A 23,088-nucleotide genomic window follows, 5' to 3' on the forward strand; every position below is an offset into this window, starting at 1 on the left:
CAATGACGCGGCCCAGCCGGCTTGCGCGGTATGGCTTTGCCGAGAAGAGCGCGGCCGATCTGCTCGGGGCGACCGGGCTGCGGCTGTGGGACGCCGAGGCGCAGGGGCCGGCCGGGACCGACGCCGCCGAGGTGATTCACTCGCTGTCGCGGGCCGCCGATCCGACGCTTGCGCTGCGTCAGCTGCATCGGCTGGTCGAGGCGGCGGGGCGGGCCGCCGACCGCAGCAACGGGCGCGGGTTTGCCGGGCCGGGCGGTGAGATCAATCCGAACGAGGCCACCGACGCGCTGTTCGAGGCGCTCTACCGCGACCACGGGCTGCGCCGGCGGCTGGTCGCGGTGCTGGGGGCGTCCTCGGCGCTCGGCGACCACCTGGTGGCCAACCCGGACGACTGGCGGGTGCTGGCGACCGGCGCGACCGGGATGCCGCCGAACGCGGAGGGCCACCTCGAGCTCGATGGCGACCTGACCGTTCCGGCGCTGCGTCATGCGTACCGGGTCTCGCTGCTGCGCATCGCGGCGGCCGACCTGACCGGGGGGCGCGGGCTCGAGCCCACGATGGCGGCGCTGTCCAGGCTTGCGGATGAAACGCTCGCCACCGCGTACGAGATAGCCCTGGGCGGCCTCCCGCCCGGCGCGACCGAACCGCGTCTTGCCGTTGTCGCGATGGGTAAGTGCGGCGGCAACGAGCTCAACTATGTGTCCGATGTGGACGTCATCTTCGTGGCGGCGGGTGACGAGGACCTCAGTGCCGGGACCGCGGTCGCGGCGCGGCTGATCGAGATCTGCGGGCAGGTCGCGTGGCAGGTCGACGCGGCGCTGCGGCCGGAGGGCAACCGGGGGCCGCTGGTGCGCACGCTCGCCAGCCACCAGGCCTACTACCGCCGCTGGGCGCGCACGTGGGAGTTCCAGGCGCTGCTCAAGGCGCGCCCGGCGGCCGGGGATCTCGCGCTCGCTCAGGAGTGGATCGACGATCTCGCGCCGCTGGTCTGGCACGCGGCCGAGCGTCCGGAGGCGGTCGCCGACGTCCGCGACATGCGCCGCAAGATCATCGACAATGTGCCGGCCAACCAGCTCGACCGCGAGATCAAGCGGGGGCCGGGCGGGCTGCGCGACATCGAGTTCGCCGTGCAGCTGCTGCAGCTCGTGCACGGCCGCATCGACGAGAGCCTGCGCAGCGGCGGCACCCTGCCGGCCTTGCGTGCGCTGGTCGCCGGGGGGTACGTCGGCCGGGAGGACGGCGAGACGTTGTTGCGCGGATATCGATTCCTGCGCGGCGTCGAACACCGGCTTCAACTGCAAAATCTCCGCCGTACGCACACGGTGCCGGACGATCCGGAGGCGCTGAAGTGGCTGGCGGCCGCGCTCGGCTACACCGCCTTGCCGGGCCGGAACGCGGTCGAGGCGTTCCGCTCCGACTGGGTCGGGCACGCCGCCCAGGTTCGCCGCCTGCATGTGAAGCTGCTGTACCGCCCGCTGCTCGAGTCGGTCGCCCGGGTGCCGGCCGAGGCGCTGCGGATGACCCCCGAGTCGGCCCGCAAGCGCCTCGAGATCCTCGGCTTCGCCGACCCGGCCGGCGCGCTGCGTCACCTGCAGGCCCTCACCGGCGGCGTCACCCGCACCGCCGCCATCCAGCGCACCCTGCTGCCGATGCTGCTGCAGGAGTTCGCCGACGCGCCCGAGCCCGACCGCGGCCTGCTCAACTACCGCGACGTCTCCGACAAGCTGGGCAGCACGCCTTGGTATTTGCGGCTGCTGCGCGACGGCGGCCCGGTGGCGCGCCGGCTCGCGCGGGTGCTGAGCCTTTCCCGGTACGCGACCGACCTGCTCACCCGCGACCCGGAGGCGTTGCGGCTGCTGGCCGACGACGCCGAGCTCGTGCCGCGCACCCGGCAGGCGCTGATCGAGGGCTTCGCGGCCGCCGCCGAACGGCACGCCGACGACGCGGGCAAGGCCACCGCCGCGGTGCGCGCGCTGCGCCGCCGCGAGCTGTTCCGGCTGGCCTGCGCCGACATCCTCAGCAAGGCCGGCGACCTCGCCCCCGGGCAGCCGATCGACGTGAACAGACTCGGCATGGCCCTCTCCGACGTCACCGACGCCACGCTCAACGCGGTGCTCAGGACGGCGCGCGCCGCGAAGTCCGGCACCCCGGGCCTGCGCTTCGCGATCATCGGGATGGGCCGGCTCGGCGGGTACGAGATGAGCTACCCCTCCGACGCCGATGTGCTGTTCGTCTACGACCCGCCGGCCGGGGACGCCTCCACCCAGAGCGAGGCCCACGCGATCGCCGAGGAGCTGCGCCGGCTGCTCACCGCGCCCGCGCCCGACCCGCCGCTGGGCATCGACGCCGACCTGCGGCCCGAGGGGCGCCAGGGTCCGCTGGTGCGCAGCCTCGGGGCGTACCAGCAGTACTACGCCCGCTGGTCGAAGGTGTGGGAGGCGCAGGCGCTGCTGCGGGCCCGCTTCGTCTGCGGCGACGAGTCGCTGGGGCGGGAGTTCGAGAGCCTGGCCGACACGATGCGGTATCCGTCGGGCGGGCTCAGCCGCGAGCAGGTCATCGAGATCCGGCGCATCAAGGCGCGGGTCGAGACCGAGCGGCTGCCGCGCGGCGCCGACCCGAACACGCACACCAAGCTGGGTCGCGGCGGACTGTCCGACGTGGAGTGGGCGGTGCAGCTCATTCAGTTGCGGCACGCCTATGCGCTGCCCGGCCTGCGCAAGACGCGCACGCTCGAGGCGCTGAGCGAGGCGGTCGCCGCCGGCTTGGTCGACAAGGTCGACGCGGCCGCGATGGAGGCCGGGTGGACCCTGGCGGCCCGGGTGCGCAACGCGCTGACGCTGGTGCGCGGCCGGCCGACCGACCAGCTGCCCCGGCACGGGGTCGAGCTGGCCGGCACCGTGCAACTGCTCGGCGGCGGCGACCCGGGCGAGTTCGTGGACCGATATCTGCGGCTCACCCGCCGATCCCGAGCGGCGATGGAGCGAGTGCTCGACTCCTAGCGGATCGCTTCGCGGCAGGCGGTCAGGAGCTGCTCGTCCCGGGCGACCTGGTCCGAGACGAACGAGTAGTCGTCGGTGCCACGGCGCTCGACCTCGGCGAGCTCGGCCTCGAACAGCGGCGCCAGCGCGGCGATCGCGGCGGCCTGCTCGGCGATCGTCCCCCGCGTCCCGCCGTTGCCATGCCAGCCCGCGACCAGCGCCGGGGTGGCCGCGCCGGCGTCGCCGGTGATCCGCCACACCGCGATCGCCGCCCGCACCGGCGTCCAGTGCCAGCGGTCCGAGATCTTCAGCATCGGCCGGATCTTCGGCAGCAGCTCGTGGGCCGCCGGGCCGATCGTCGCGACCTCCTGCAGGGCGTTCGGCGCCTTGAGATGCGATCCCAGCACCTCGATCGCCTCCGGCGCCGCCTCGAGTCGCCACAGCGCCGCGGCCGCGGCCACGGCGACCGGCACATCGGAGCCGCGGAGAGCTTCCCGCAGCGCGTCGACTGCTCGATCCCCGCCGATCCGGCCGAGAGCACGCGCCGTCCAGCTGTCCAGCGGCTCGGACACCAGCCGCGGCACGGCCGGACGGGCCGCCTCGCCGCACGCCGCCAGGGCGCCCGCCATCTCGCCGGGCTTGGCGTCGCCGGCGAGGAGCAGCTCGACGACCCGCTCGGCGTGCTGCGGGTAGGCGCCGAGCCGCTGGGCCAGGCCCCGCGGACGCTCGGCGCCCTCGACGATCGCGACCAGCATCGGGAAGGCGCGCTCGTCGCCCAGGCTGATCAGCGCGTCCAGCGCGGGGGACAGGCTTGGCGGACCGGCCTCGTAACGGACCAGCCCGTCACCTCGCGCGGCCCGGGCGGCCAGCGCGTCCGCCACCGGCGCGGAGAGCGGCAGCCAATGGTTGAGTCCCCGCTCGGCCCAGGCGCACACCTCCTCGTCGGGATGCGCGAGATGCCCGCCGACAAGCTGGACAACTTCGCGGAAGTCGCCGCGCCATCGCTCGATCAGGTGCATCGAGGCGAACAGGGCGTCCTGCACCACGTCGGTGTGCGGATCCCGGAGCAGCTCGGTGACGATCGCGGTCCGCTCCGCCACCCGCGGGCCGAGCAGCTTCGCGAAGGTGTCGATGAACCGGGACGCATGCGGGTTCCGGCGCGTCGCGTCGGACTTCTCCCGCTCGGCGCGGATCGCGCCGATCAGGGTCTTGGTCTCGAAGCCGGCGGGCGGCGGGGGTTCGGCATCTTCCGCGTACGCGCGCTTGAGCAGCTCGACGGCGCGATCGGCGGGGATGCGCTCGGGGGTGATGTGCGCGGCCGCGATCAGGGCCGCCATTGCGGTCGACGCGGTCGAGGACTGCGCGGCCACCTCCAGCAGACGGTCGGCGATGGCCGGGTCGGCGGTGCGGCCGAGACCGTCGAGCACGCCCTGACGCGCCGGGCCGTCCGCCTCGGTCGCCAGCCGCTGGACGAGCAGCTCCACCCCGTCCCGATGCAGCGCCAGCAGCGGGGAGACGGCCGCTCTCAGCTCGGGATCGGCGTCCGAGGCCACGGCGAGCAGGCTCGGCACGGCGTCCTTGATGTGGGTCCGGTCCGGATCGGCCTCCGCGAGGCTGGTCAGGAACTCCGCGATCCCGGCGCGGCCCGGCAGGCCCGGCGTCCGCAGCGCCTCCAGCAGGAACGGCACGGTGGCCATTGTGGAGTCGTAGATGTCGCCCTGGTGGTGCACGGCGCCGTACATCGCGTCGAGCGCGGTCTCGCGGGTCGCCGGGTCGGGATCGACCAGGGCGCGCAGCAGGCCGGGCACCCCCTCGGCCGAACCGTAGGCGTGCCGCATGGCGGCCCAATCGAGGTCATCCAATCCCGCGAACACGCGGCGCAGCCTAGTTGGTGATCGCGATGGCGCGCGCGGGTGGCACACCTTCCCGTTCGGCCTTGCGCAGCAACGTGGTGAGCGTGTCGCCGATCCTCTCCACCAGGGCCGCGGCTCGGGCCGGGGTCTCGTTGCGGAGCTCGACGGCGGTGGCGTTGATGATGCCGCCGGCGCTGACCACCGCGTCCGGGGCCCAGAGGACGCCCCGGTCGTGCAGGAGCTCGGCGGTGCCGTCCCGGTCGAGCTGGTTGTTGGCGGGACCGGCGATCGCCCGGCAGCGGAGCCGGGGCACGGTCTGTGCGGTCAGCAGGCCGCCCATCGCGGCGGGGACGAGGACGTCGACATCGGCCTCCAGGCACTTGTCCGGATCGATCCACTCCATTTCGTCCGGCCTCTTCGCCTCGTCGATGTCGCTGACGACCAGGCGGGCGCCCGCATCGGACAGCAGGCGGGCCACTCGCGCTCCGACCCGGCCCAGGCCCAGCACGGCGAAGGATCGGCGGGACAGGTCGGGGGAGCCGAAGCGGACGTCGCAGAGGGCGCGCAGGGCGGCGATCGTGCCGGCGGCGGTGGCGGGGGAGGAGTCGCCGCTGCCGCCCGCCGCGACCGGCCGGCAGAAGACATGGTCGGTGCGCTCGCCGATGATCAGCATGTCGTCGGGGCCGGTGCCGACGTCGGGGCCGGTCGCGTAGGCGCCACCCAGCTCCTCGATCGTGGTGCCCGCGTCGTGCAGGGCGGCCGTGCGGGTGGCCTCGCTGATGTCAGGCGGAGTGACGATGACCGTCTTGCCGCCGCCGTGGGGCAGGCCGGCCAGGGCGCACTTGGTGGTCATGGCGGCGGAGAGGCGCAGGGCGTCGGCCAGGCCGTCCTGCCAGCCGGGGTAGGTGGCCATGCGGCAGCCGCCGATGGCCGGGCCCCGGGCGGTGGAGTGGATGGCGACGATGATCGGGAGACCGGACTCGGGGCCGCGGCGGACAATCGCTCGCTGATGCGGGAACATCGTGCTTCCTCCGTACGATCGCATGAGAATTGAGCGAAAGCTAAGCGCCTGGAAAGGCCAATCGCGGGGCTGCCGAACTTTGTTCGGCGGCGGGCGGGAAAGGGTGGCCGTGGACGACGTTGATTCGGCGATCGTGCGGGAATTGCAGCGCGACGCCCGGCAGACCAACCGTGACCTGGCGCGGGCGGTGGGCATCGCGCCGTCGACGTGCCTCGAGCGGGTGCGGCTGCTGCGCGATCGCGGGGTGCTGACCGGCTACCACGCGGAGATCAGCCTGGACGCGCTGAACCGGCACGTGCAGGCGTTCCTCCACGTGCAGGTGCGGCCGATGAGCCGGGACGTGATCGAGGGCTTCAAGGCCTACGCGACCGGGCTGCCCGAGGTGGTGGCGGTGTTCGTGGTGGCTGGCGGCGACGACTTCCTGGTGCAGGTGGCGCTGCCCAGCGTCGACGCGCTGCACTCGTTCCTGATGGACAAGTTCACCGGGCGGCGCGAGATCGTGGGGTTCCGCAGCTCGGTGATCTATCAGCACGTCCGCAAGCCGGTGATCGAGCCGCTCGGCTAGCCGAGATCTAGGCGGCGGCCTCCGGGGCGGGTAGCCAGGCGTCGTCCGGGGTGCGGAGCCAGTCGTTCGCGGCGGCCAGCTCGTCGGCGGCGCGGTGGAGCGCGTGCAGGCCGGGATGGTCGGTGTCGGAGCACCAGATCATCGACCAGGGGAAGAGCGCGACCGGATCGACCAGCGGGCGCAGCACGGCGCCGGCCACGGCGGGCTGCGTGGTCATGGTGAGGATCGGCGCGTTGCGGTCGCGGATGTGCTGGGCCATCTCCTCGGCGCCCTGGACGTGCGGATGAGCCTCGGCCGGGTCGATCCCCAGCGGTGCGACCAGTTGCACGACCGCGTGGTCCCACCCGGGGGTGGTGTGATTGCCGGCCCGGATGCACAGGCCGGAGCCGCGCAGGGACTCCAGCGGCACCTTGTCGAGGCGGGCGAGCCGGTGATCGTCGGGCAGGAGCACGGCCAAGGGCTCATTCCGTACGGGTCGGTGGCGAAGCCGATCGGACGGCGCGAGATTGCGGCCGAAGGTGACGTCGAGCCGCCCGTCCAGCAGCAACGGCACGGCGGCTTCGGATCCGGTGTGGAAGCGGGCGAAGAACTCCACCTCGGGGGCGTGCCGGCGGGCCGTCGCCAGGATCAGCGTGGGGGTCAGGCCCGGGCCCACCACGTCGACGGTCAACGATTGCCGCTCGCCGCGCAGCTCACGCACGGTGGCGTCGAAGTGCGCCAGCATCTCGCGTGACCGGGCCAGCAACACGCTTCCCGCCGGGGTGAGGGTGACCCGGCGGGTGGTGCGGTCCAGCAGGCGTACGCCGAGCCTGTCCTCCAGCCGCCGGATGTCGCGGCTGAGCGCCTGCTGCGCCACGAACAGCCGCTGGGCGGCCCGGCTGAAGTGCAGCTCCTCGGCCACGGCGACGAAGTAGCGCAGCAGCCGGATCTCCAGGTCGTCTGGCACAGGGTCCTTTCTACCTCGATTCACACACCAGGTGTGTGGATCATGAGCCAACAGGTGTTGGATCACGGCGGGGCCGGTCGGTGACGATCACAGCATGGGTCGGAACACATGGGACGGCGTCGGCGCTTTCTACGGGCTGACCGGTGTGCTGGCCGCGCTGTGGGGCTCCACTCTGGCGGCCACCGACGAGCGGCTCGGCCTCGGGCCCGGGCGGCTAGGCGCGTCGTTGACGGCCCTCGCGATCGGCGGCCTGGTGGCCATGCCGGTCGCCGGGCGGCTGGCCGACCGCTGGACCGGGCGGCGGCTGCTCCGGTTCGCCTTCCCAGCGGCGGCGCTGGCCATGACCGGGCCGGCGCTGGCGCCGTCGGCCCTCCTGCTGACGTTGTCGGCCTTCGTGCTCGGCGCGCAGTTCGGTGCGCTCAACGTGGCACTCACCGTGCAGGCGGTGGACGTCGAGCAGTCTCTGGGCCGGCCGGTGATCAGCCGGATGCATGGCATCTGGGCTCTTGGCGCCGTGGCCGGCGGGGCCGCGGTCTCGGCGGGGTTGCGCGGAGGCATCGGCGTGAGCGCGTTGATGGCCGGTGGTGGGGTCGCGCTGGCCGTCCTGGGCGCCACCTGGGGTGCTCGGCTACCGGTTGTGGTGGCCGCCGGGCGCTTGGGCAAATCAGATGAAATGCCGCGTTCGGTAGTAGCGTTGGGGCTCGTCGGCGCGGCGGCGTTCCTCACCGAGGGCGCGGCGACGGATTGGGCCGGGGTGCACGCCACTCGGGTGCTCGGCGCCGACCCCTCCACGGGTTCGCTGGTGTACACGGTGTTCTTCGCCGCCATGACGGTCGTCCGGTTCGCCGGCGACGCGGTACGCGCCCGGCTCGGCGCCCCGGTGACCCTCCGGCTGGCCGGCGTCGTCGCGACCGTCGGATACGGCCTGGTGCTGGTGCCCGGCCTGCCCGCTCGCGTTGTCTGCGCCACCGTCGGCTGGGCTCTGGCCGGGGCCGGCATGGCTATGGTGTGGCCCGTCGTCATCAGCGCGCTGGGATCCGCCGGCAGCCGGCTGTCGCTGGCCACCACCGTCAGCTACTCGGGTGGGCTGATCGGGCCGGCGCTCGTCGGGTACGTCGCCGCGCGGACCACCCTGCCGGCGGCGCTGCTGATCCCGGCCGGGCTGGCGCTGCTGGTGGCCGCCGCAGCCCCGTCTCTTGTCCGAATCAAGGAAGGATCACGGAAATGAGCAAGGTATTCAGCGCACTGTCCGTCTCCGTCGACGGATACATCACCGGGCGGGATCCCGGCGCCGGTCATGGGCTCGGCGACGCCCCGATGCTGTTCGACTGGTACTTCGACGGCGACACCCCCAGCCGAGAGTTCGAAGGGTTCAAGCTCAGCGAGGCCAGCGCCCGGTTCTTCGACGCCGCCGCGAGTCGACTCGGCGCCTCCCTGGTCGGCCGCAACACGTACGACGACTCCGGCTGGATCGACGGCGGCGCGCCCCACCCCACCGCGCCGCTGATCCTGCTCACCCATCGTCCGGTGCCGGGCGTGCGGGACCGGCAAACGGTGATCACCACCGGGATCGAGGACGCCGTCGCGGCCGCCCGGGAAGCAGCGGGCGGCAAGGACGTGGCGCTGATGGGCGGCGGCGTCGTCACGGCGGCGCTGGCGGCCGGGCTCGTCGACGACCTGATCCTGCATCAGATCCCGATCCTGCTCGGCGGCGGCCGGCCCTACTTCCAGGCGCTTCCCGCCCACGTCCGCCTCCGGCTGATCGAGGCCGTCCCGGCGCCCGGCGTGACCCACCTGCACTACGAGGTGATCCGATGAATCCCGACGTGCGCCGCGTCCTCGACGGCCCCACGTTCGCCCACCTGGCCACCCTGCTCCCGGACGGCTCGCCGCACGTCGCACCGGTCTACATCGGCACACACGGCGATCGGGTGGTCTTCTTCACCGGGCCGGGGATGCGCAAGGCCCGCAACCTGCGCCGCGACCCGAGAGTGGCGCTGTCGATCACGCCCGCCGACAACCCGTTCATGCCGGTGGTCCTGCGGGGACGGGTAGTCGAGTGGATCGAGGGTGAGGCGGCCTGGGAGATCATCGATCGGGTGGTCGCCAAATACACCGACGAGAAATATCCCCGCGGACAGGAACGGGTGGTGGCGGTGATCGAGCCCGAGCGACAGACCATCGGGATCGGCTGAGCGGTTTGCGAACGGCGGTCACACTCGCCCCGAGCCGACGTGGCCGCCGGTCCGGATCGGCCGTGGGTGAACTCGGTGGGGCTGACGGTGTGAGACGGGGGCGGTCCGCGCCGCGGGACACGAGCGCTTTACCCATGGAGCGGTTGACCGGAGTAGAAGTCCCGCACTGGGATTCCGCGCCGCACATGGCCATGATGCTTCCAACATAGACTGCCGTTTGTTACCTGCCGAAAGCACTTGGTGCCCTTCTTGCGGCGACGAGCAGTGCAGTATCTGGGCTGCATCGCGCGCGCCGCCGCAGCCTGCCTCGCCTCGTGGCTCCGCAATTGCTGAATGACAGTCTCGCCGACTCTGTCGATGTTGCGAAGCGAAACCTCTGTCTCCTGCTCCACGAGCGCTAATTGCTGCGAGATAGTAGCGAGTCGCTCCATCTCGACGCCAGGATTTCTGTCGTTTGTGGATTCCCTGGGCCCGGCAATGCTGGAGACGACCGCTGCCAGAACTCCGCCACCGGCAAGGGTGCAGAGAGAGACAGAAAGAACCGTGTAGGACAGCATTCGATTTGGATCTCTACTTCGGCTTGGACCCGACAGTGTCCGCCAACGCATTGAGATAGCTGAGCGCCTGCTGGAACACCACCTTGCGAGGAAGGCCATCCAGCCCGTGCGCGGCAGACCAATCGTCGATGGCTGTTCCGACCCGCCTCATGAGATCACCCGCGAGATCCTCATCGGTGTCGCCCTGGCGGCCTTCTCGCGGAGCCTCCGTCTCCGCAGCGGACTGCTCGCCCCCGGCGCCTGCGTCGACACGAACGGCCTTTGCTACCTGTTTACGGCGGAAGACCATCGTTCGACCTCCTGGTCCAATCGGCTGGAAAGCGTTTCGAGAAGCTTGATCACCGCAGGGTCGTCCATGCGCAGATAGGGTGACTCCTGCACCGTTCGGCCTGCTTCCGCGACCTTCCGAAGGCAGCGATTGACGACCTCTCCGAGCGCATCGATGCGAACAAGCGACAAGGTCGTTTCGGCTTGAGCTCTCAGAGCCTGCACTTCGTACTTTGAAATCGCCTGGCCGTTGCGCCACTTGTCAATGATCCCCTTGATCAGGCTCAACGTGACGGACACGCCTTTCCAGGCAACTGCGATCTCTGATCCAGGCACTGGCATTGATTCCTCCTGTCAACGCACCAATGCTGACAGGAGGAGGCAAGTAATTTGGACCCGCGTCACCCGTTAGATACAACGCGGCATGCGCACAAGTAAATTTGCGTTCATACGACGAGCAGCAATGACCGGCGAGTCTGATGTGTCCGCTCAACTGTCGGCGGCCTGTGCCGCGGCTGCGGTCGGCTCCAGGCCCGCGATCAGCTCGTCGAGCTCGTCCGGGCTGAGCGCGTCGTACGCCGGCGCCGTCAGCTCGTCGGTGAGGGTCTTGCTCCGGTTCTTGGTCTGGTGGCCGCCGTCGGTGAACCCCGCCGGCCGCGTCGACCAGGCCGCGGCCGCGTAGGCCGTCGACGACGGCGGCCAGCTTTGCCTTGGGCAGGTGGTGGATCCGGCCGAATTCGTGCGCTTGCATGCCGAGGAAATGGCTAGCAGGACGGGAGCCTCGGTGCCGCCGATGCCGTTGGCGACCAGGGCGGCGTTGTGGCCGTCGCCGCGGTGTTCGCGCAGCAGCGTCGCCGCGTGCCAGAGTCTGGCTACCGGCACCTCGGGCACGGCGAGCGCCCGCAGCCCGGCATAAAGCATTCGGCCTTCGATCGGTGCGCCGGCCACGACCCCGGCAACCGTCTGCGCCGCCACCGACCGTGTGCCGCCGGTGCCACCCGTCACCGCGCCTTCCGAATCCATGCACTCCGACCAAACACCGTGCCGTCGACGCACGAGTATCCCCATCGGTCGAATGGGCGCGACTAGCTCGTCAGCGTGTAGCGGCCGGGCTCCGGCACCCGCACCAGCGTCCACGGACCGGTGCGGGAGACGACCGCGCCCCCGGAAGCGCGCAACCAGCGGTAGTAATGCACCCGCACCACCACGTTCCCGGCCGACTCGGCGAGGAAGGTCACCGAGGTGGCGTCCTGCGACACCAGGCCGGGGACGATCGGTGCAGCGTCGGCCACGCGGTAGAGGCGCCAATGGTCGCCGCGCCATATCTCGCTCAGATACGGGAGGCCCGAGGCGATCAGATCCGCCTCGGGACGGCCCGACCAGGTCAGCTCGGCGTCGGGGACGGCGACGAACTGCACTGCCATGTCGGAAAGCCAGGCACGATACGAATCGGCGGTGAGGGCCACACCCGTACCCGATGTGCCGGGAATTTTTGCAAAAAACAGGGAATTTCGGGCTATGTCGGCTTGGCGCAACCAACCGCGCGCCAACGGCACGTCGCCCATGTGCGCCGCCTCCCAATAGTCGCGCGTCGGCGGGATCTCGACGCGGCCGGTCAGCTGCTCCTGGGCCAAGCGGGAGAGCAGCGGCGCGAAATAGGACGGCGAGGAAGTCGGATTGCCCAGGTCACGCACGTCCCCGACGACGATGGGCGGCTGCCACCAGCACGCCACCAGCAAGAGGATCAAGACCGCCCACAGGGGCAGGGCCGAGGCAAAAGACTTTTCGTGTACGCCCAGCGGGGCCCCACGCCGAACGCGGGGCAGCGCGGCATAGGCGGCCAGCAACGGCAGCGCGAACATCACGGAAAGGCGCGTCGCGTTGAGCCCCACCGGCGTGTGCAGCAACGCGGCGCCCAGCACCCCGAGCGCCGACAGCAGCGCCCCGATCCGCACCGCCCGATGCGGCACGAGCACCGCCACCACCAGACTCGCCACGACGGCCCGGAGGGTGTCGTCGTGGCTGATGTTCATCCAGCCGCCGTCGCCGAACAGCAGCGCGGTCAGCGCGAGCGGCACCGCGGCGGGCACCGCGACCAGCAGGCCGTCCACCACGCGGCCGCTGAGCAGCAGCGCCGCCCCGGCCAGGCCGAGAAACAGGCCGGCGACCGGACTGGTCGCCCCTGCGGCCAGCGCCGGCAGCACCGCCAGCCATCGCCACCGCGGGAAGGTCAGCAGGACCAGCGCGCCGAGCCCGCACGCGACCCCGAGGCCGTAGGTGACCCGCCCGCTCACCAGGTTGCCCGCCACGCACGCGACCCCGGCCAGCGCGCCCAGCCAGGGCCGGGGCGCCGCCGTGCGCTTGAACAGCACCGCCAGGAAGACACTGGCCGCGACCAGGGCGACAACACCGGTGACCCGCACTCCGAGTAGGGCCATCACCGGCTGCGACAACAGGCTGTAACCGAGCTGGTTGACGCCGCCGTACCACCGGAGGTCGATCGGCGTGTACCCGTGGTCGGCGAAGAACTCGGCCCGGGCCACCTGGGCCGACAGATCCGACCCCATCAGGGGCAACAACAGGTACAGCACGCCGAGCACGGCCGCCAACGCAGCCGTGCCCCACTCGAGCCGGTGCCGGGCCAACACGCGCCCCAACCTACCGGGCGGCCCGATGGTTGCAGCGCGTCACGGTAGGGTGCTCGCCATGTCCCGCCCCGCCCTGGTCCGTTACGCGGGCCTGGCCGGCAGCCTGTGCCTCGCGGTCGCCGCCTGGCTCGGCGGGGCGAGCAGCCCGTGGCGGCCGACGATGACGCCCGGCACGATCTTCGCGGGCCGCGACGGCGTGGTCCTGCCGCTGGCCTGGCTGATCGGGACGGTCCTGCTGATCGGCGCGTGGTGGGCGGGCCGCCGGCACGTGCCTTCGGCCCGCTGGGCGTATGTGACGGCGGGCCTGTGGGTGGTTCCGCTGCTGCCGTTCCTTCCGCTGGGCAGTTACGACATTTACTCGTACGCGTGTCAGGGCTGGCAGCAAGGGGCGGGGCTCGACCCGTACGCCGGCGGTGTCGATCTTTTGGGTTGTCCCTGGGCCGACGCCGTCGCGCCCACCTGGACGGACTCCCCGGCGCCGTATGGCCCGGTTTTTCTGCTGTTGGCAGCGGCGGCGGCCAAGACCGGCTCGCTCACCGCGACCCTCGCTATGCTCCGCTTGATCGCCGTGCTCGGCGTGGTGCTGATCGCGGTGTGCCTGCCGGTGCTGGCCCGGCGCGCCGGGGTGCCGGTCGAGCGCGCGGTCTGGCTGGCGCTGGCGTGCCCGCTCGTGCCGATCCACCTGGTGTCGGGCGCGCACAACGACGCGGTGATGGTCGGTTTCCTGGTGGCGGGGCTGGCGCTGGCGGTCACGCGGCGTCCCTTGCTGGCCGGGTTGCTCCTCGGGCTCGCGATCGGCGTCAAGGCCACGGCCGTCGTCGCGGTCCCGTTCGCGCTGCTCATGGTGCTGCCCGCCAAGAAAGCCGTCGCCCAGATGATCGGCGCGGTGGTCGTCACGCTGGGTGTGGTGTCGCTGATGTCCGGGCGCGGGCTCGGGTGGATCACCGGGCTCGAGGGCAGCGGCGTCTCGGTGCAGTGGACCTCGCCGCCCACCGCTGTCGGCATGGTGTTCCGGCTGTTCGGAGTGGATGCCGTGCCGGTCACGCGGGCGATCGGGATCGTCGCCCTGGCGGTCACGCTGGTCGTCCTCTGGTGGCGCTCTTTGAAAAAAGACCCGCTGGTCTATGCGGCTTATGCCCTCGCCGCCACCGTCCTGCTCGCGCCGGTCTTCCATCCCTGGTATGCCGTCTGGGCCCTGATTCCCCTGGCCGCGACCGTGCGGCGCGAGACCCGCTGGCTGATCATCCCGCCCGCCGTCGCCGCCGCGCTCTGCCTCCCCGACGGCTACAACCTCGCGCTGGCCGTGAAGTCCCAGGGTGCGATCGCCATGACCGCCTTGCTCTGCTATCTCGGGATAAGAACCTATGCGACCAAGAATCCTGACCCTGTCGCTGCTGGGCCTGCTCACCCTGGTGATCATTTATCTCGCCGAGACCCGTAACGAGTACTTCGACTCCAAGGTCTACTACGGCGCGATCCAGTACTGGTTCCGCGGCGACGGCGGGATGGTCTACGACTGGCTGCGCCCCGACACCCCGTACGGTTTCACCTATCCGCCCTTCGCCGGTCTGGTCATGTCGCCGATGGCGGTCATCCCCTTCGGCGCGGTCGTGGTGATCGCCGTCATCGCCACCGTGCTGACCACCGCCCTGCTCGTCTGGTGGTTCGCCGGTCCGTTGCTCAAGCGCATCGGTGGGCCGCTCTGGTTCTCCTTCGGCGTCGCCTGCTGCCTGGCGCTCGCCTTCGAGCCCATCCGCGAGACGATCACCTTCGGCCAGGTCAACACGCTGCTGCTCACCCTGGTCGCCGGCGATATGCTCTTCGGCGTCGCGCGCGGCCGGCGCTGGGCCGGCGTCGGGATCGGTCTGGCCACGGCGGTCAAGCTGACCCCGGGGATCTTCATCGTCTACCTGCTGATCACCAGGCGCTGGCGGGAGGCGGCCGTCGCGTCCGGCACCGCGGCCGGCGCCACTTTGCTGGCCGGCGCCGTCTTTCCCGATGAGACCCGCGAGTTCTGGACCTCGGCGCTGTGGGACACCAACCGGGTCGGGGTCCTCTCGTTTCTCTCCAACCAGTCCGAGCGCGGTTTGCTGGCCCGGCTCCCGATCGACCGCGTCGAGACCCGCGTGTGGCTGCTCTGCGTCCTGGTCACGCTGGGTTTCTGGATTTTCCGCGTACGGCGTGAGCCCGCCGACATCGTGGGCGGCCTGGCCCTGACCGGGGTCGTCGGCTGCCTGATCAGCCCGGTCACCTGGGTCCACCACTGCGTCTGGCTGCTGCCCGCCCTGGTCCGCTGTGTCGACGCCGGACTGTCCGGACCGGACCGCCGCCCGCTCTATCTGGCCGGCTCGGCGTACCTGATCATGACCTCGCGCGTCACCTGGCTCTGGGAGAAGGCGCCGCGCCCGCCGCTGGAGATCATCGGCGGCAACCTCTATGTCTGGTTCAGCCTGGCCCTGCTGATCTGGACACCCGTCGGCACCTCGCGTTCGTCTGTCGTCAAGGAACCAGACAAGATCATCGCGTAGTCAGAGGCCATGCCTCTACGCCGTTCCTCCTCGGCGCTTGCTTTGATGGGTCTCACCGCAGCCGCCGTGCTCAACGCGGTGCCCACCACGGCCTCCGCGCACGGTCACTCGCACGACACCACGTTCAAGCGCCTCGCGACCTTTCCCGCGTACCTGAACTCCGCCATCGACGACACCGCGGCCGCGGAGATCTCCACGGTCACCGAGGACGGCCGGACCGTCGTCTACACCGACAGCCCCGGCAAGCGGCTCGGCTTCGTCGACATCACCAACCCCGGCCGGCCCGCGGCCGCCGGGACGCTGGCGGTCGGCGGCGAGCCGACCTCGGTCGCCCACCTCGGCCACCTGCTGCTGGCCGGCGTGAACACCCGGGAGAGCTTCACCAACCCGTCCGGCAAGCTGGTGGTCGTCGACGACCGCAGCCGGGCCGTGGTCCGCGAGATCGACCTGGGCGGGCAGCCCGACTCGGTGACCGTCGCGCCGAGCGGGCGCTACATCGCCGTGGCGATCGAGAACGAGCGCGACGAGGACGTCAACGACGGCGCCATTCCGCAGCTGCCGGCCGGTTACCTGTCGGTGATCGACACCCGCACCTGGAAGGCTTCTTCCGTCAGTCTGACCGGTTTGTCGGAGATTGCGCCGGAGGACCCCGAGCCGGAGTACGTCAGCATCAACTCCCGCGACGAGGCTGTCGTCTCCATTCAGGAGAACAACCACTTCGCGGTTGTTTCGCTGCCGTATAAAAAGGTCATTCGTGATTTTTCGGCCGGAACCGCGACGGTCTCCGGTGTGGACACTCGCGATGACGACCAGATCGTCCTCGACGGCACGATCACCGCGAAGCGTGAGCCGGACGGCGTCGCGTGGATCACCGACGACCTGTTCGCCAGCGCGAACGAGGGCGACTACGAGGGCGGCTCGCGCGGCTGGAGCATCTTCGACCGCAGCGGCAAGGTCGTCTGGGACGCCGGCAACTCGCTCGAGCACATCGCCGTCGAGCACGGCCTCTACCCGGACAAGCGGTCGGACGCCAAGGGCATCGAGCCGGAGAACGTGGCTTTCGCCCGCTTCAACGGCGTCCCCTATGTCTTCGTGAACGCCGAGCGGGGCAACTTCACGGCCGTGTACAACGTCTCCAACCCGCGTAAGCCTCTTCTTACCCAGCTCCTGCCGACAGCCGCCGGCCCGGAGGGCGTGGTGGCCGTGCCGTCCCGCGGCCTGGTCATCGTCTCCAGCGAGACCGACGACCCCGAGAACAACCTGCGCGGCGCGGTCAACATCTACGGCATCGGGCACGGGCTCTTCCCGTCCGTCGTCTCCGACCACCTGATCCCGTGGGGCACGCTGTCCTCGCTCTCGGCCGTGCCCGGTCAGCGCAATCAACTTGTCGCCTCGACCGACGCCGCCTACGTGCCCACGCGGATCCTCACCCTCGACGTGTCTTCGGCGCCTGCCAAGATCTTCAAGCAGCTCACGGTGACCAAGGACGGCAAGCCGGTCGGCTACGACGCCGAGGGCCTGGTCGCCCGCAAGGGCGGCGGCTACTGGATCGCCTCCGAAGGCTCCGCTTCGACGCCGAACCTGCTGGTCCGCCTCGACGCGAAGGGCGCCGTGCGGCAGGAGATCCCGCTGCCGGCCGACATCGCCGCCGCCGTGACCACGAACGGCTTCGAGGGCGTCGCCGAGGTCGGCGACTACGTCTGGGTGGCGATCCAGCGCTCGCTCAAGACCGACCCGCAGACCGTCAACCGAATCGGCCGCTACAACACGAAGACCGGCGAGTGGGCCTGGCTCGGCTACCCCGTCGACGCCGTGCCGCTGGGCTGGTCCGGCCTGTCCGAGATCGTCGCGGTCGACGGCAACACGTTCGCGGTGATCGAGCGAGACAACCAGCGCGGCCCGCAGGCGTCGCTCAAGAAGATCTACGAGTTCGACGTCCCGGCGACCTGGACCGGCTTCCCGACGGTCAAGAAGCGCCTGGTCAAGGACATGCTTCCGTTGCTCAAGTCGGACAACGGCTGGGTGCAGGACAAGCTCGAAGGCCTCGCGATCGCCGGCAACGGCCAGACGTACGCGGTGACCGACAACGACGCGATCGACGACGCCACCGGCGAGACGCAGTTCTTCCGGCTCGGCCGTCTGCTCCGCTGACACGGCGGTTCTTGTTTTGTCAGCGCCGTGTCAGCGGCACGGCGCACGCTGACTCCCGTCTGTTTTTCGTTGACGGGAGTCAGCTCATGAACAACGCGATCGTCGCCGAGGGACTGGTCAAGCGCTTCGGCGACACCACCGCCCTCGGCGGCGTCGATCTTGCCGTACGCGAGGGGACCGTCCTCGGCCTGCTCGGGCCGAACGGCGCCGGCAAGACCACTGCCGTCCGGGTGCTGGCCACGCTGATCCAGCCGGACGCGGGCCACGCCACGGTGGGCGGCTACGACGTGGTCAAGCAGGCGCACCAGGTGCGCAGCCTGATCGGCCTCACCGGCCAGTACGCCTCGGTCGACGAGACCCTGACCGGCGTCGAGAACCTGCTGCTCATCGGCCGGCTGCTCGGCCTCTCCCGGCGCGACGCCCGCTCGCGCGCCCGCGACCTGCTCGCCCAGTTCCACCTCGACGACGCGGCCGACCGCGCCGCCGGCAAGTACTCCGGTGGCATGCGGCGCCGCCTCGACCTCGCGGCCAGCCTGGTCGGCCGCCCCCGGCTGCTCTACCTGGACGAGCCGACCACCGGCCTCGACCCGCGCAGCCGCAACGACATGTGGGACATCATCCGCGAGCTGGTCCGCGACGGCGTCACCGTGCTGCTGACCACGCAGTACCTCGACGAGGCCGACCAGCTCGCCGACGAGATCGTGGTGATCGACCACGGCAAGGTGATCGCCACCGGCACCTCCGACCAGCTCAAGTCCCGCACCGGCGCGCAGACCGTCACCGTACGGCCGGCCTCGGACGACGACCGGGACACCGTCGCCGCGCTGGTCGGCTCGATCGCCTCGGGCCCGGTCGACGTGCGCGGCCCGATCATCAGCGCCCCTGTGACCGACCCCGCCGCGCTGGCGCACCTCGTGCGCCGCCTGGACGAGAAGGGCCTGCTGGTCGCCGAGCTCGCCCTGCGCAGCCCCAGCCTCGACGAGGTGTTCCTCACCCTGACCGGTCATCCCGCATTGGAGGAGAACGCGTGACCACCGCCGCCATCGAGTCCCGCGTCAGCCCCGTCGTGGCCGTGCGCAACACCGCCACGCTCGCCTGGCGGACGCTCGTCCAGATCAAACACAACCCCTTCGAGCTGCTCGACTTCAGCGTCCAGCCGATCATGTTCCTGGTGCTTTTCACGTACGTCTTCGGCGGCGCCATCGCCGGGTCGACCGCCGAATATCTGGCCTTCGGCCTGCCCGGCATCATCGTGCAGAACCTGCTCTTCGCCACGCTCAACACCGGCGTCGGCCTGAACACGGACATCAGCAAGGGCGTCTTCGACCGGCTCCGGTCGCTGCCGATCTCGCGCTGGTCCCCGCTGGCCGGCCGCATCCTCGCCGACGTGGTCAAGCAGGCCTGGGCGATCACGCTGCTGCTGGTCGTCGGCACCATCCTCGGCTTCCGGATCGGCACCGGCCCCGCCGAGGTGATCGGGATGTTCGGCCTGCTGCTGCTGTTCGCCTTCGCCGCGTCGTGGATGTCGGTGCTGGTCGCCATGCTGGTCAGCGAGCCGGAGAAGGTGCAGATCTTCGGTTTCGTGCTGCTGTTCCCGCTGACCTTCGCCAGCAACGCCTTCGCGCCCACGGAGACGATGCCGGGCTGGCTCCAGGCCTGGGTCAAGGTCAACCCGGTCTCGATCCTCGCCGACGCCGTGCGGGGCCTGCTCAACGGCGGCCCGGTCGCCACCCCGGTCACCCAGTCCCTGATCTGGGCGGCGATCCTGCTGGCGGTCTTCGCCCCGCTCTCGGTCTGGGCGTTCCGCCGCCGCGTCTAGCCCGCTTGTGGACAGCCCCGGAAAGTTGATGCCTCTATGGGTGTCAAGGCTTTGGTGGCTGGGTGATGAGGGGGTGGAGCTGGCGGGCGATGGCTCGTTTGAGGCAGCGGATGATCTCGCGTTTGGTTTTGCCTTCGTGGATGCGGCGGGTCATGTAGTCGCGGGTGGGTTGGTGGTTGCTCAGCCGGCATAGGGCGATGGTGTAGAGGGCTCGGTTGGCTTGCCGGTCGCCGCCGCGGTTGAGTCGCCGGCGGTGGGTTTTGCCGGAGGATGCTTCGATCGGGTTGGTGCCGCATAGCGCGGCGAATTTGGCTTCGGTGTTGATCCGGTGGGGGTTGTCGCCGGCGGCCAGGAGCAGGGCGGCGGCGGTGCTGGGGCCGACACCGTGCTGGTCGAGCAGGGCTGGGGCGGCGGCTGTGACTGCGCGGGTGATGCTTCGCGCAGGGTGGGATCGGCGCTGATCAGGATAGCTTTGAGCTGGGTGGCGGTTCGTGGCGCGGCGGACAAAACGGCGAATTTCACAAAGCGCTCAGCCCGGCCGCTTCCAGTGCGGTCGCCACCGTCACGTCCGCCGCGAGGCGGTAGGCCTCGTCGAAGCCCGCGTCGCCCAGTGCGGCGCGGGACTCGACGGCCACCCGCTCGGTGTCCAGCACCGTCCGGTCGCGCGAGCCGCGGACCGCGTCGGCGGCGCCCAGCAGGTATGCCGCCTTTGCCGGGTCGCCTTGGCGCAGCACCAGGTCGGCCCAGCCGACCAACGCCATCGCCACCACCGGCGCGTCCTTCGACCGCACGGCGATCCGCAGCGCCTCGTCGTGATAGAGGCGTGCACGCTCCAAGTCGCCGGCCGCCGCCTCGATCAGGCCCTGCGTGTTGCGGGTCATCGAGCCGAACTGCGGGGCGAACGCCGGATTCGACATCATCCCGGCCGAGCGGGTGATCATGTCGCGGGCCTCGTCGAGGTCGCCGTTCATCCGGGCGATCGTGGCGTAGCCGTACTGGACCGAGGCCAGCACCTCCGGCAGGGCGATCTCCTCGGCCGTCTCCTGCGCCTGCTTGAGCACCCGGCGCGCCTCGTCGTGCTCGCCGGCCAGCCACAGCTGGTGCGCCATCTTGGCCTCCAGCTGCGGCATGTCCTCGCGGATGCCCACCTCGCGGATCAGCGCCGCCGCCTCCCGCTGCCAGCGCACCGCCTGCACGAAGTCGCCCTCGGCCGCGACCATGTCGCCCAGCGCGCTCAGCGTGAACCCCATGCCCCAGCGCTCGCCGATCGAGCGGAACCCGGCCAGCGCGTCCCGCATGTCGGCGACCGCCGCCTCGCCGCTCTGCCCGAAGTTCAGCCGCAGGTGCGCGACGATCATCTTGGCGATCGCGCGCAGCCAGGCGTCCGGATCCTCGAAGAGCGGCTCGACCAACTGGAAGCCGGCGTCGGGGTCGGGGTTGTCGAAGATCGCCGCCAGCGGCTTGAGAAGGCGCAGGGCCGGATGCTTCGCGTCGGGGCCGGCGCCGTTCGCCTCGGCGCGGAGGAAATGCTCCTCCACCCCGGAGATCGGCAGCGCGCCCTCCAGCCCGTTGATCGCCGCGAAGGTGTGGGTGAGCGCCAGATCCTCGGGCTCGGCGTCGCCCGGCATCGCGGCGACCTCGGCGGCCAGGACCGCGCCCTCCATCCGGTGCCCGCGCAGCCACCAGTACCAGCCCAGCCGGGCCACGAACGCGGCGGCCGTCGCCTTGTCGCCCGCCTCGACCGCCGCGCGGATCGCGGCATGCATGTTGTCGTGCTCCACGCCCAGCCGGCGTAGCCACACCAGCTGGTCGGCGGCGCGCAGCCGGGGCTCGGCCTCGTCGGCCAGCGACAGCAGGTACCGCGCCAGGGTCAGCCGATGCGACTCGGACTCGCCGGCCTCGGCCAGCCGCTCCAGCCCGTACTCGCGGATGGTCTCCAGCATGCGGTAGCGCCCGTCCGGTCCGAGGACCAGCAGCGACTTGTCGACCAGGGCGCCGACCAGGTCGAGGTCGGCCTCGCAGACCTGCTCGATCGCGTCGACGTCGGCGCCGCCGTGGAAGACCGCGAACTGCCGCCACAGCCGCCGCTCGTCCTCGCCGATCAACTCCCAGCTCCAGTCGACCACCGCCCGTAATGTCTGGTGCCGGGGCAGCGCCGTCCGGCTGCCGCCGGTGAGCAGGCGGAACCGGTCGGCCAGGCGGTCGGCGAGCACCGCGACCGGCAGGGTACGCAGGCGGGCGGCGGCCAGCTCGATCGCCAGCGGCATCCCGTCGAGCGCCCGGCAGATCCGTACGATCGCCTCGGCATTGTCGTCGTCGAGGACGAACGCCGCCGCGCGATCGAGCAGCAGGCGTACGGAAGGAAATGCGGAAGCAATCGCAGCGTCCGCACCCACCGGGGGGAGAGCCAGCGGCTCGACCGCGTGAATCCGCTCGCCCGGGATGCCCAGCGGCTCGCGGCTCGTCGCGAGCAGCCGCAGCCGTGGCGCCGCCCGCAGAAGCACGTCGGCGACCTCGGCCGCCGCGGCGATCAGATGCTCGCAGTTGTCGAGGATCAGCACCATCTCGCGGCCGGAGAGGGCCTCGCTCAGACGCGTGAGCGGCGACGACACCTCGGTCAGCGCCGGCCGGGTGATCATCACTTGCGCCCGCATGCGCAGCGCGCTCAGGATCGCCTGCGGCACCTCGGCCGGATCGGTCACCGGGGCGAGCTCGACCCGCCAGACCTCTTTCTCCTCGCGCGCGCCGACCTCGACCGAGAGCCGGGTCTTACCGCTTCCGCCGGGCCCGGTCAGCGTGACCAGGCGGTTGTGGCCGATCAGGGTGCGCACCGTGCGCACGTCGGACTCCCGGCCCACGAAGCTGCTCACCTCGGCCGGCAGATTGCCCCTTCTGACCGGAGCCTGCAGCAGCTCGAGGTGGATGGCGGCCAGCTCGGCCGACGGATCGACACCGAGCTCATCGGCGAGCCGCTGCCGCATCTCCGCGTAGATCTCCAACGCCCGGGCGGTGTTGCCCTGACCCTGCAGGGCCCGCATGAGCAGGCCGGCCAGCGCCTCGTCGAGCGGGTGGGCGGCTCGCAAGCCCTCGAGCTCGGGTACGACGTCGCGGCGATCGATCTCCGCCGCCAGATGTTTCCGCTGGGCCGTCAGCCGCAGCTCCTCGAGCCGTCGCGCATCGGCCCGGGCGATCTCGGGGAACTCGAGCTCCCCGCGCCACAGCTTGATCGCCTCGGCCGGCGCCTCCTCGGCCAGCCGGGCGAACCGGACGGCGTCGACGCGGTCGGGGTGGATGACCAGCCGGTAGCCGTTCGCCGAGGACTCGACCGTCAGCTCGGGCGCGGCCTTGCGCAGCCGCGACACCAGCGCCTGCAGCGCGTTGCCGGCCGCCTGCGGCGGCTCCTCACCCCAGACCCCGTCGATCAACCGGTCCGCGGAGACGTTGCGGTTGGCGTCCAGGGCAAGCAGAAGCAGCAGCGTACGGAGGCGCGCGCCCGCGACCGGCACGGCCTGACCGCCCCCGCCGCGCAGCTCGACCGGCCCGAGCACCGCGATGTCCAC

19 protein-coding genes are annotated in these 23,088 nt (G+C 71.1%); 10 read left to right on the forward strand and 9 right to left on the reverse strand.

Features of this window, described 5'->3' with window-relative positions; genetic code table 11:
• Positions 1-2 precede the first annotated feature (2 nt).
• Positions 3-2,999, forward strand: a complete 2,997-nt coding sequence (locus ACQPZX_RS09040; protein ID WP_433377065.1) for a bifunctional [glutamine synthetase] adenylyltransferase/[glutamine synthetase]-adenylyl-L-tyrosine phosphorylase — start codon at positions 3-5, stop codon at positions 2,997-2,999.
• On the opposite strand, the gene ACQPZX_RS09045 is transcribed toward ACQPZX_RS09040, so the two are convergent.
• Together ACQPZX_RS09045 and ACQPZX_RS09050 are read right to left on the reverse strand one after the other, a co-directional pair.
• Positions 2,996-4,852 carry a hypothetical protein gene (locus tag ACQPZX_RS09045; protein ID WP_433377067.1) on the reverse strand — a complete coding sequence of 619 codons (1,857 nt, stop codon included), beginning with the start codon at positions 4,850-4,852 and terminating at the stop codon, positions 2,996-2,998. The two genes, ACQPZX_RS09040 and ACQPZX_RS09045, sit on opposite strands and share 4 nt — an antisense overlap.
• 10 nt (positions 4,853-4,862) lie before the next feature.
• Positions 4,863-5,852: a Glu/Leu/Phe/Val dehydrogenase dimerization domain-containing protein gene (locus ACQPZX_RS09050; RefSeq protein ID WP_433377070.1), complete on the reverse strand. Its 990-nt coding sequence runs from the start codon at positions 5,850-5,852 to the stop codon at positions 4,863-4,865.
• 109 nt (positions 5,853-5,961) lie between these two features.
• Between ACQPZX_RS09050 and ACQPZX_RS09055 the strand changes: the two genes are divergently transcribed.
• Positions 5,962-6,417 carry an Lrp/AsnC family transcriptional regulator gene (locus ACQPZX_RS09055; protein ID WP_433377072.1) on the forward strand — a complete coding sequence of 152 codons (456 nt, stop codon included), beginning with the start codon at positions 5,962-5,964 and terminating at the stop codon, positions 6,415-6,417.
• Positions 6,418-6,424: 7 nt separating this feature from the next.
• On the opposite strand, the gene ACQPZX_RS09060 is transcribed toward ACQPZX_RS09055, so the two are convergent.
• On the reverse strand, positions 6,425-7,363 hold the full coding sequence (locus tag ACQPZX_RS09060; RefSeq protein WP_433377075.1) for a LysR family transcriptional regulator: 939 nt from the start codon (positions 7,361-7,363) through the stop codon (positions 6,425-6,427).
• A gap of 94 nt (positions 7,364-7,457) precedes the next feature.
• Between ACQPZX_RS09060 and ACQPZX_RS09065 the strand changes: the two genes are divergently transcribed.
• From ACQPZX_RS09065 to ACQPZX_RS09075, 3 genes are read left to right on the forward strand one after another with little or no spacing between them, the layout of a single operon-like run.
• Positions 7,458-8,591, forward strand: a complete 1,134-nt coding sequence (locus ACQPZX_RS09065) for an MFS transporter (RefSeq protein ID WP_433377078.1) — start codon at positions 7,458-7,460, stop codon at positions 8,589-8,591.
• Positions 8,588-9,181: a dihydrofolate reductase family protein gene (locus ACQPZX_RS09070; protein ID WP_433377081.1), complete on the forward strand. Its 594-nt coding sequence runs from the start codon at positions 8,588-8,590 to the stop codon at positions 9,179-9,181. Before ACQPZX_RS09065 ends, ACQPZX_RS09070 begins: the two co-directional genes overlap by 4 nt.
• Positions 9,178-9,558 (forward strand): PPOX class F420-dependent oxidoreductase, encoded by a 381-nt coding sequence (locus ACQPZX_RS09075; RefSeq protein ID WP_433377084.1) that lies wholly within the window; start codon positions 9,178-9,180, stop codon positions 9,556-9,558. The genes ACQPZX_RS09070 and ACQPZX_RS09075 overlap by 4 nt, the downstream gene beginning before the upstream one ends.
• A 570-nt stretch (positions 9,559-10,128) precedes the next feature.
• Here the strand turns inward: ACQPZX_RS09075 and ACQPZX_RS09080 are convergent.
• The 4 genes from ACQPZX_RS09080 to ACQPZX_RS09095 all read right to left on the reverse strand — a co-directional run bounded on the left by ACQPZX_RS09080 (position 10,129) and on the right by ACQPZX_RS09095 (position 12,949).
• On the reverse strand, positions 10,129-10,404 hold the full coding sequence (locus tag ACQPZX_RS09080) for a hypothetical protein (RefSeq protein WP_433377087.1): 276 nt from the start codon (positions 10,402-10,404) through the stop codon (positions 10,129-10,131).
• Positions 10,380-10,682, reverse strand: coding sequence for a hypothetical protein (locus ACQPZX_RS09085; protein WP_433377089.1), 303 nt, complete (start codon positions 10,680-10,682; stop codon positions 10,380-10,382). The genes ACQPZX_RS09080 and ACQPZX_RS09085 overlap by 25 nt, the downstream gene beginning before the upstream one ends.
• Positions 10,683-10,871: 189 nt before the next feature.
• Positions 10,872-11,405 carry an SCO6745 family protein gene (locus ACQPZX_RS09090; RefSeq protein WP_433377092.1) on the reverse strand — a complete coding sequence of 178 codons (534 nt, stop codon included), beginning with the start codon at positions 11,403-11,405 and terminating at the stop codon, positions 10,872-10,874.
• 62 nt (positions 11,406-11,467) lie between these two features.
• Positions 11,468-12,949 (reverse strand): hypothetical protein, encoded by a 1,482-nt coding sequence (locus tag ACQPZX_RS09095; protein WP_433385107.1) that lies wholly within the window; start codon positions 12,947-12,949, stop codon positions 11,468-11,470.
• Between the two features lie 139 nt (positions 12,950-13,088).
• Between ACQPZX_RS09095 and mptB the strand changes: the two genes are divergently transcribed.
• The 5 genes from mptB (at position 13,089) to ACQPZX_RS09120 (ending at position 19,528) form a co-directional block, all read left to right on the forward strand.
• Positions 13,089-14,471 carry a polyprenol phosphomannose-dependent alpha 1,6 mannosyltransferase MptB gene (gene mptB, locus ACQPZX_RS09100; protein ID WP_433377093.1) on the forward strand — a complete coding sequence of 461 codons (1,383 nt, stop codon included), beginning with the start codon at positions 13,089-13,091 and terminating at the stop codon, positions 14,469-14,471.
• The gene (locus ACQPZX_RS09105) at positions 14,395-15,558 is read left to right on the forward strand and encodes a glycosyltransferase 87 family protein (RefSeq protein WP_433377096.1); all 1,164 of its coding nucleotides are present in this window, start codon (positions 14,395-14,397) and stop codon (positions 15,556-15,558) included. The genes mptB and ACQPZX_RS09105 overlap by 77 nt, the downstream gene beginning before the upstream one ends.
• A 9-nt stretch (positions 15,559-15,567) precedes the next feature.
• Positions 15,568-17,709 carry an esterase-like activity of phytase family protein gene (locus ACQPZX_RS09110; RefSeq protein WP_433377098.1) on the forward strand — a complete coding sequence of 714 codons (2,142 nt, stop codon included), beginning with the start codon at positions 15,568-15,570 and terminating at the stop codon, positions 17,707-17,709.
• An 86-nt stretch (positions 17,710-17,795) separates the two neighbouring features.
• Entirely contained in the window at positions 17,796-18,740 is a 945-nt protein-coding gene (locus tag ACQPZX_RS09115) for an ATP-binding cassette domain-containing protein (RefSeq protein WP_433377102.1), read from the forward strand.
• Positions 18,737-19,528, forward strand: a complete 792-nt coding sequence (locus ACQPZX_RS09120; RefSeq protein ID WP_433377105.1) for an ABC transporter permease — start codon at positions 18,737-18,739, stop codon at positions 19,526-19,528. The genes ACQPZX_RS09115 and ACQPZX_RS09120 overlap by 4 nt, the downstream gene beginning before the upstream one ends.
• A gap of 43 nt (positions 19,529-19,571) precedes the next feature.
• On the opposite strand, the gene ACQPZX_RS09125 is transcribed toward ACQPZX_RS09120, so the two are convergent.
• Both ACQPZX_RS09125 and ACQPZX_RS09130 read right to left on the reverse strand, forming a co-directional pair.
• On the reverse strand, positions 19,572-20,045 hold the full coding sequence (locus tag ACQPZX_RS09125; RefSeq protein ID WP_433385110.1) for a transposase: 474 nt from the start codon (positions 20,043-20,045) through the stop codon (positions 19,572-19,574).
• A 1-nt stretch (position 20,046) separates the two neighbouring features.
• A complete protein-coding gene (locus tag ACQPZX_RS09130; RefSeq protein ID WP_433377108.1) occupies positions 20,047-23,088 on the reverse strand; it encodes a BTAD domain-containing putative transcriptional regulator in 3,042 nt (1,013 codons plus the stop codon).

It is taken from the genome of Actinoplanes sp. CA-142083, from assembly GCF_050942195.1.
GTDB lineage: Bacteria > Actinomycetota > Actinomycetes > Mycobacteriales > Micromonosporaceae > Actinoplanes.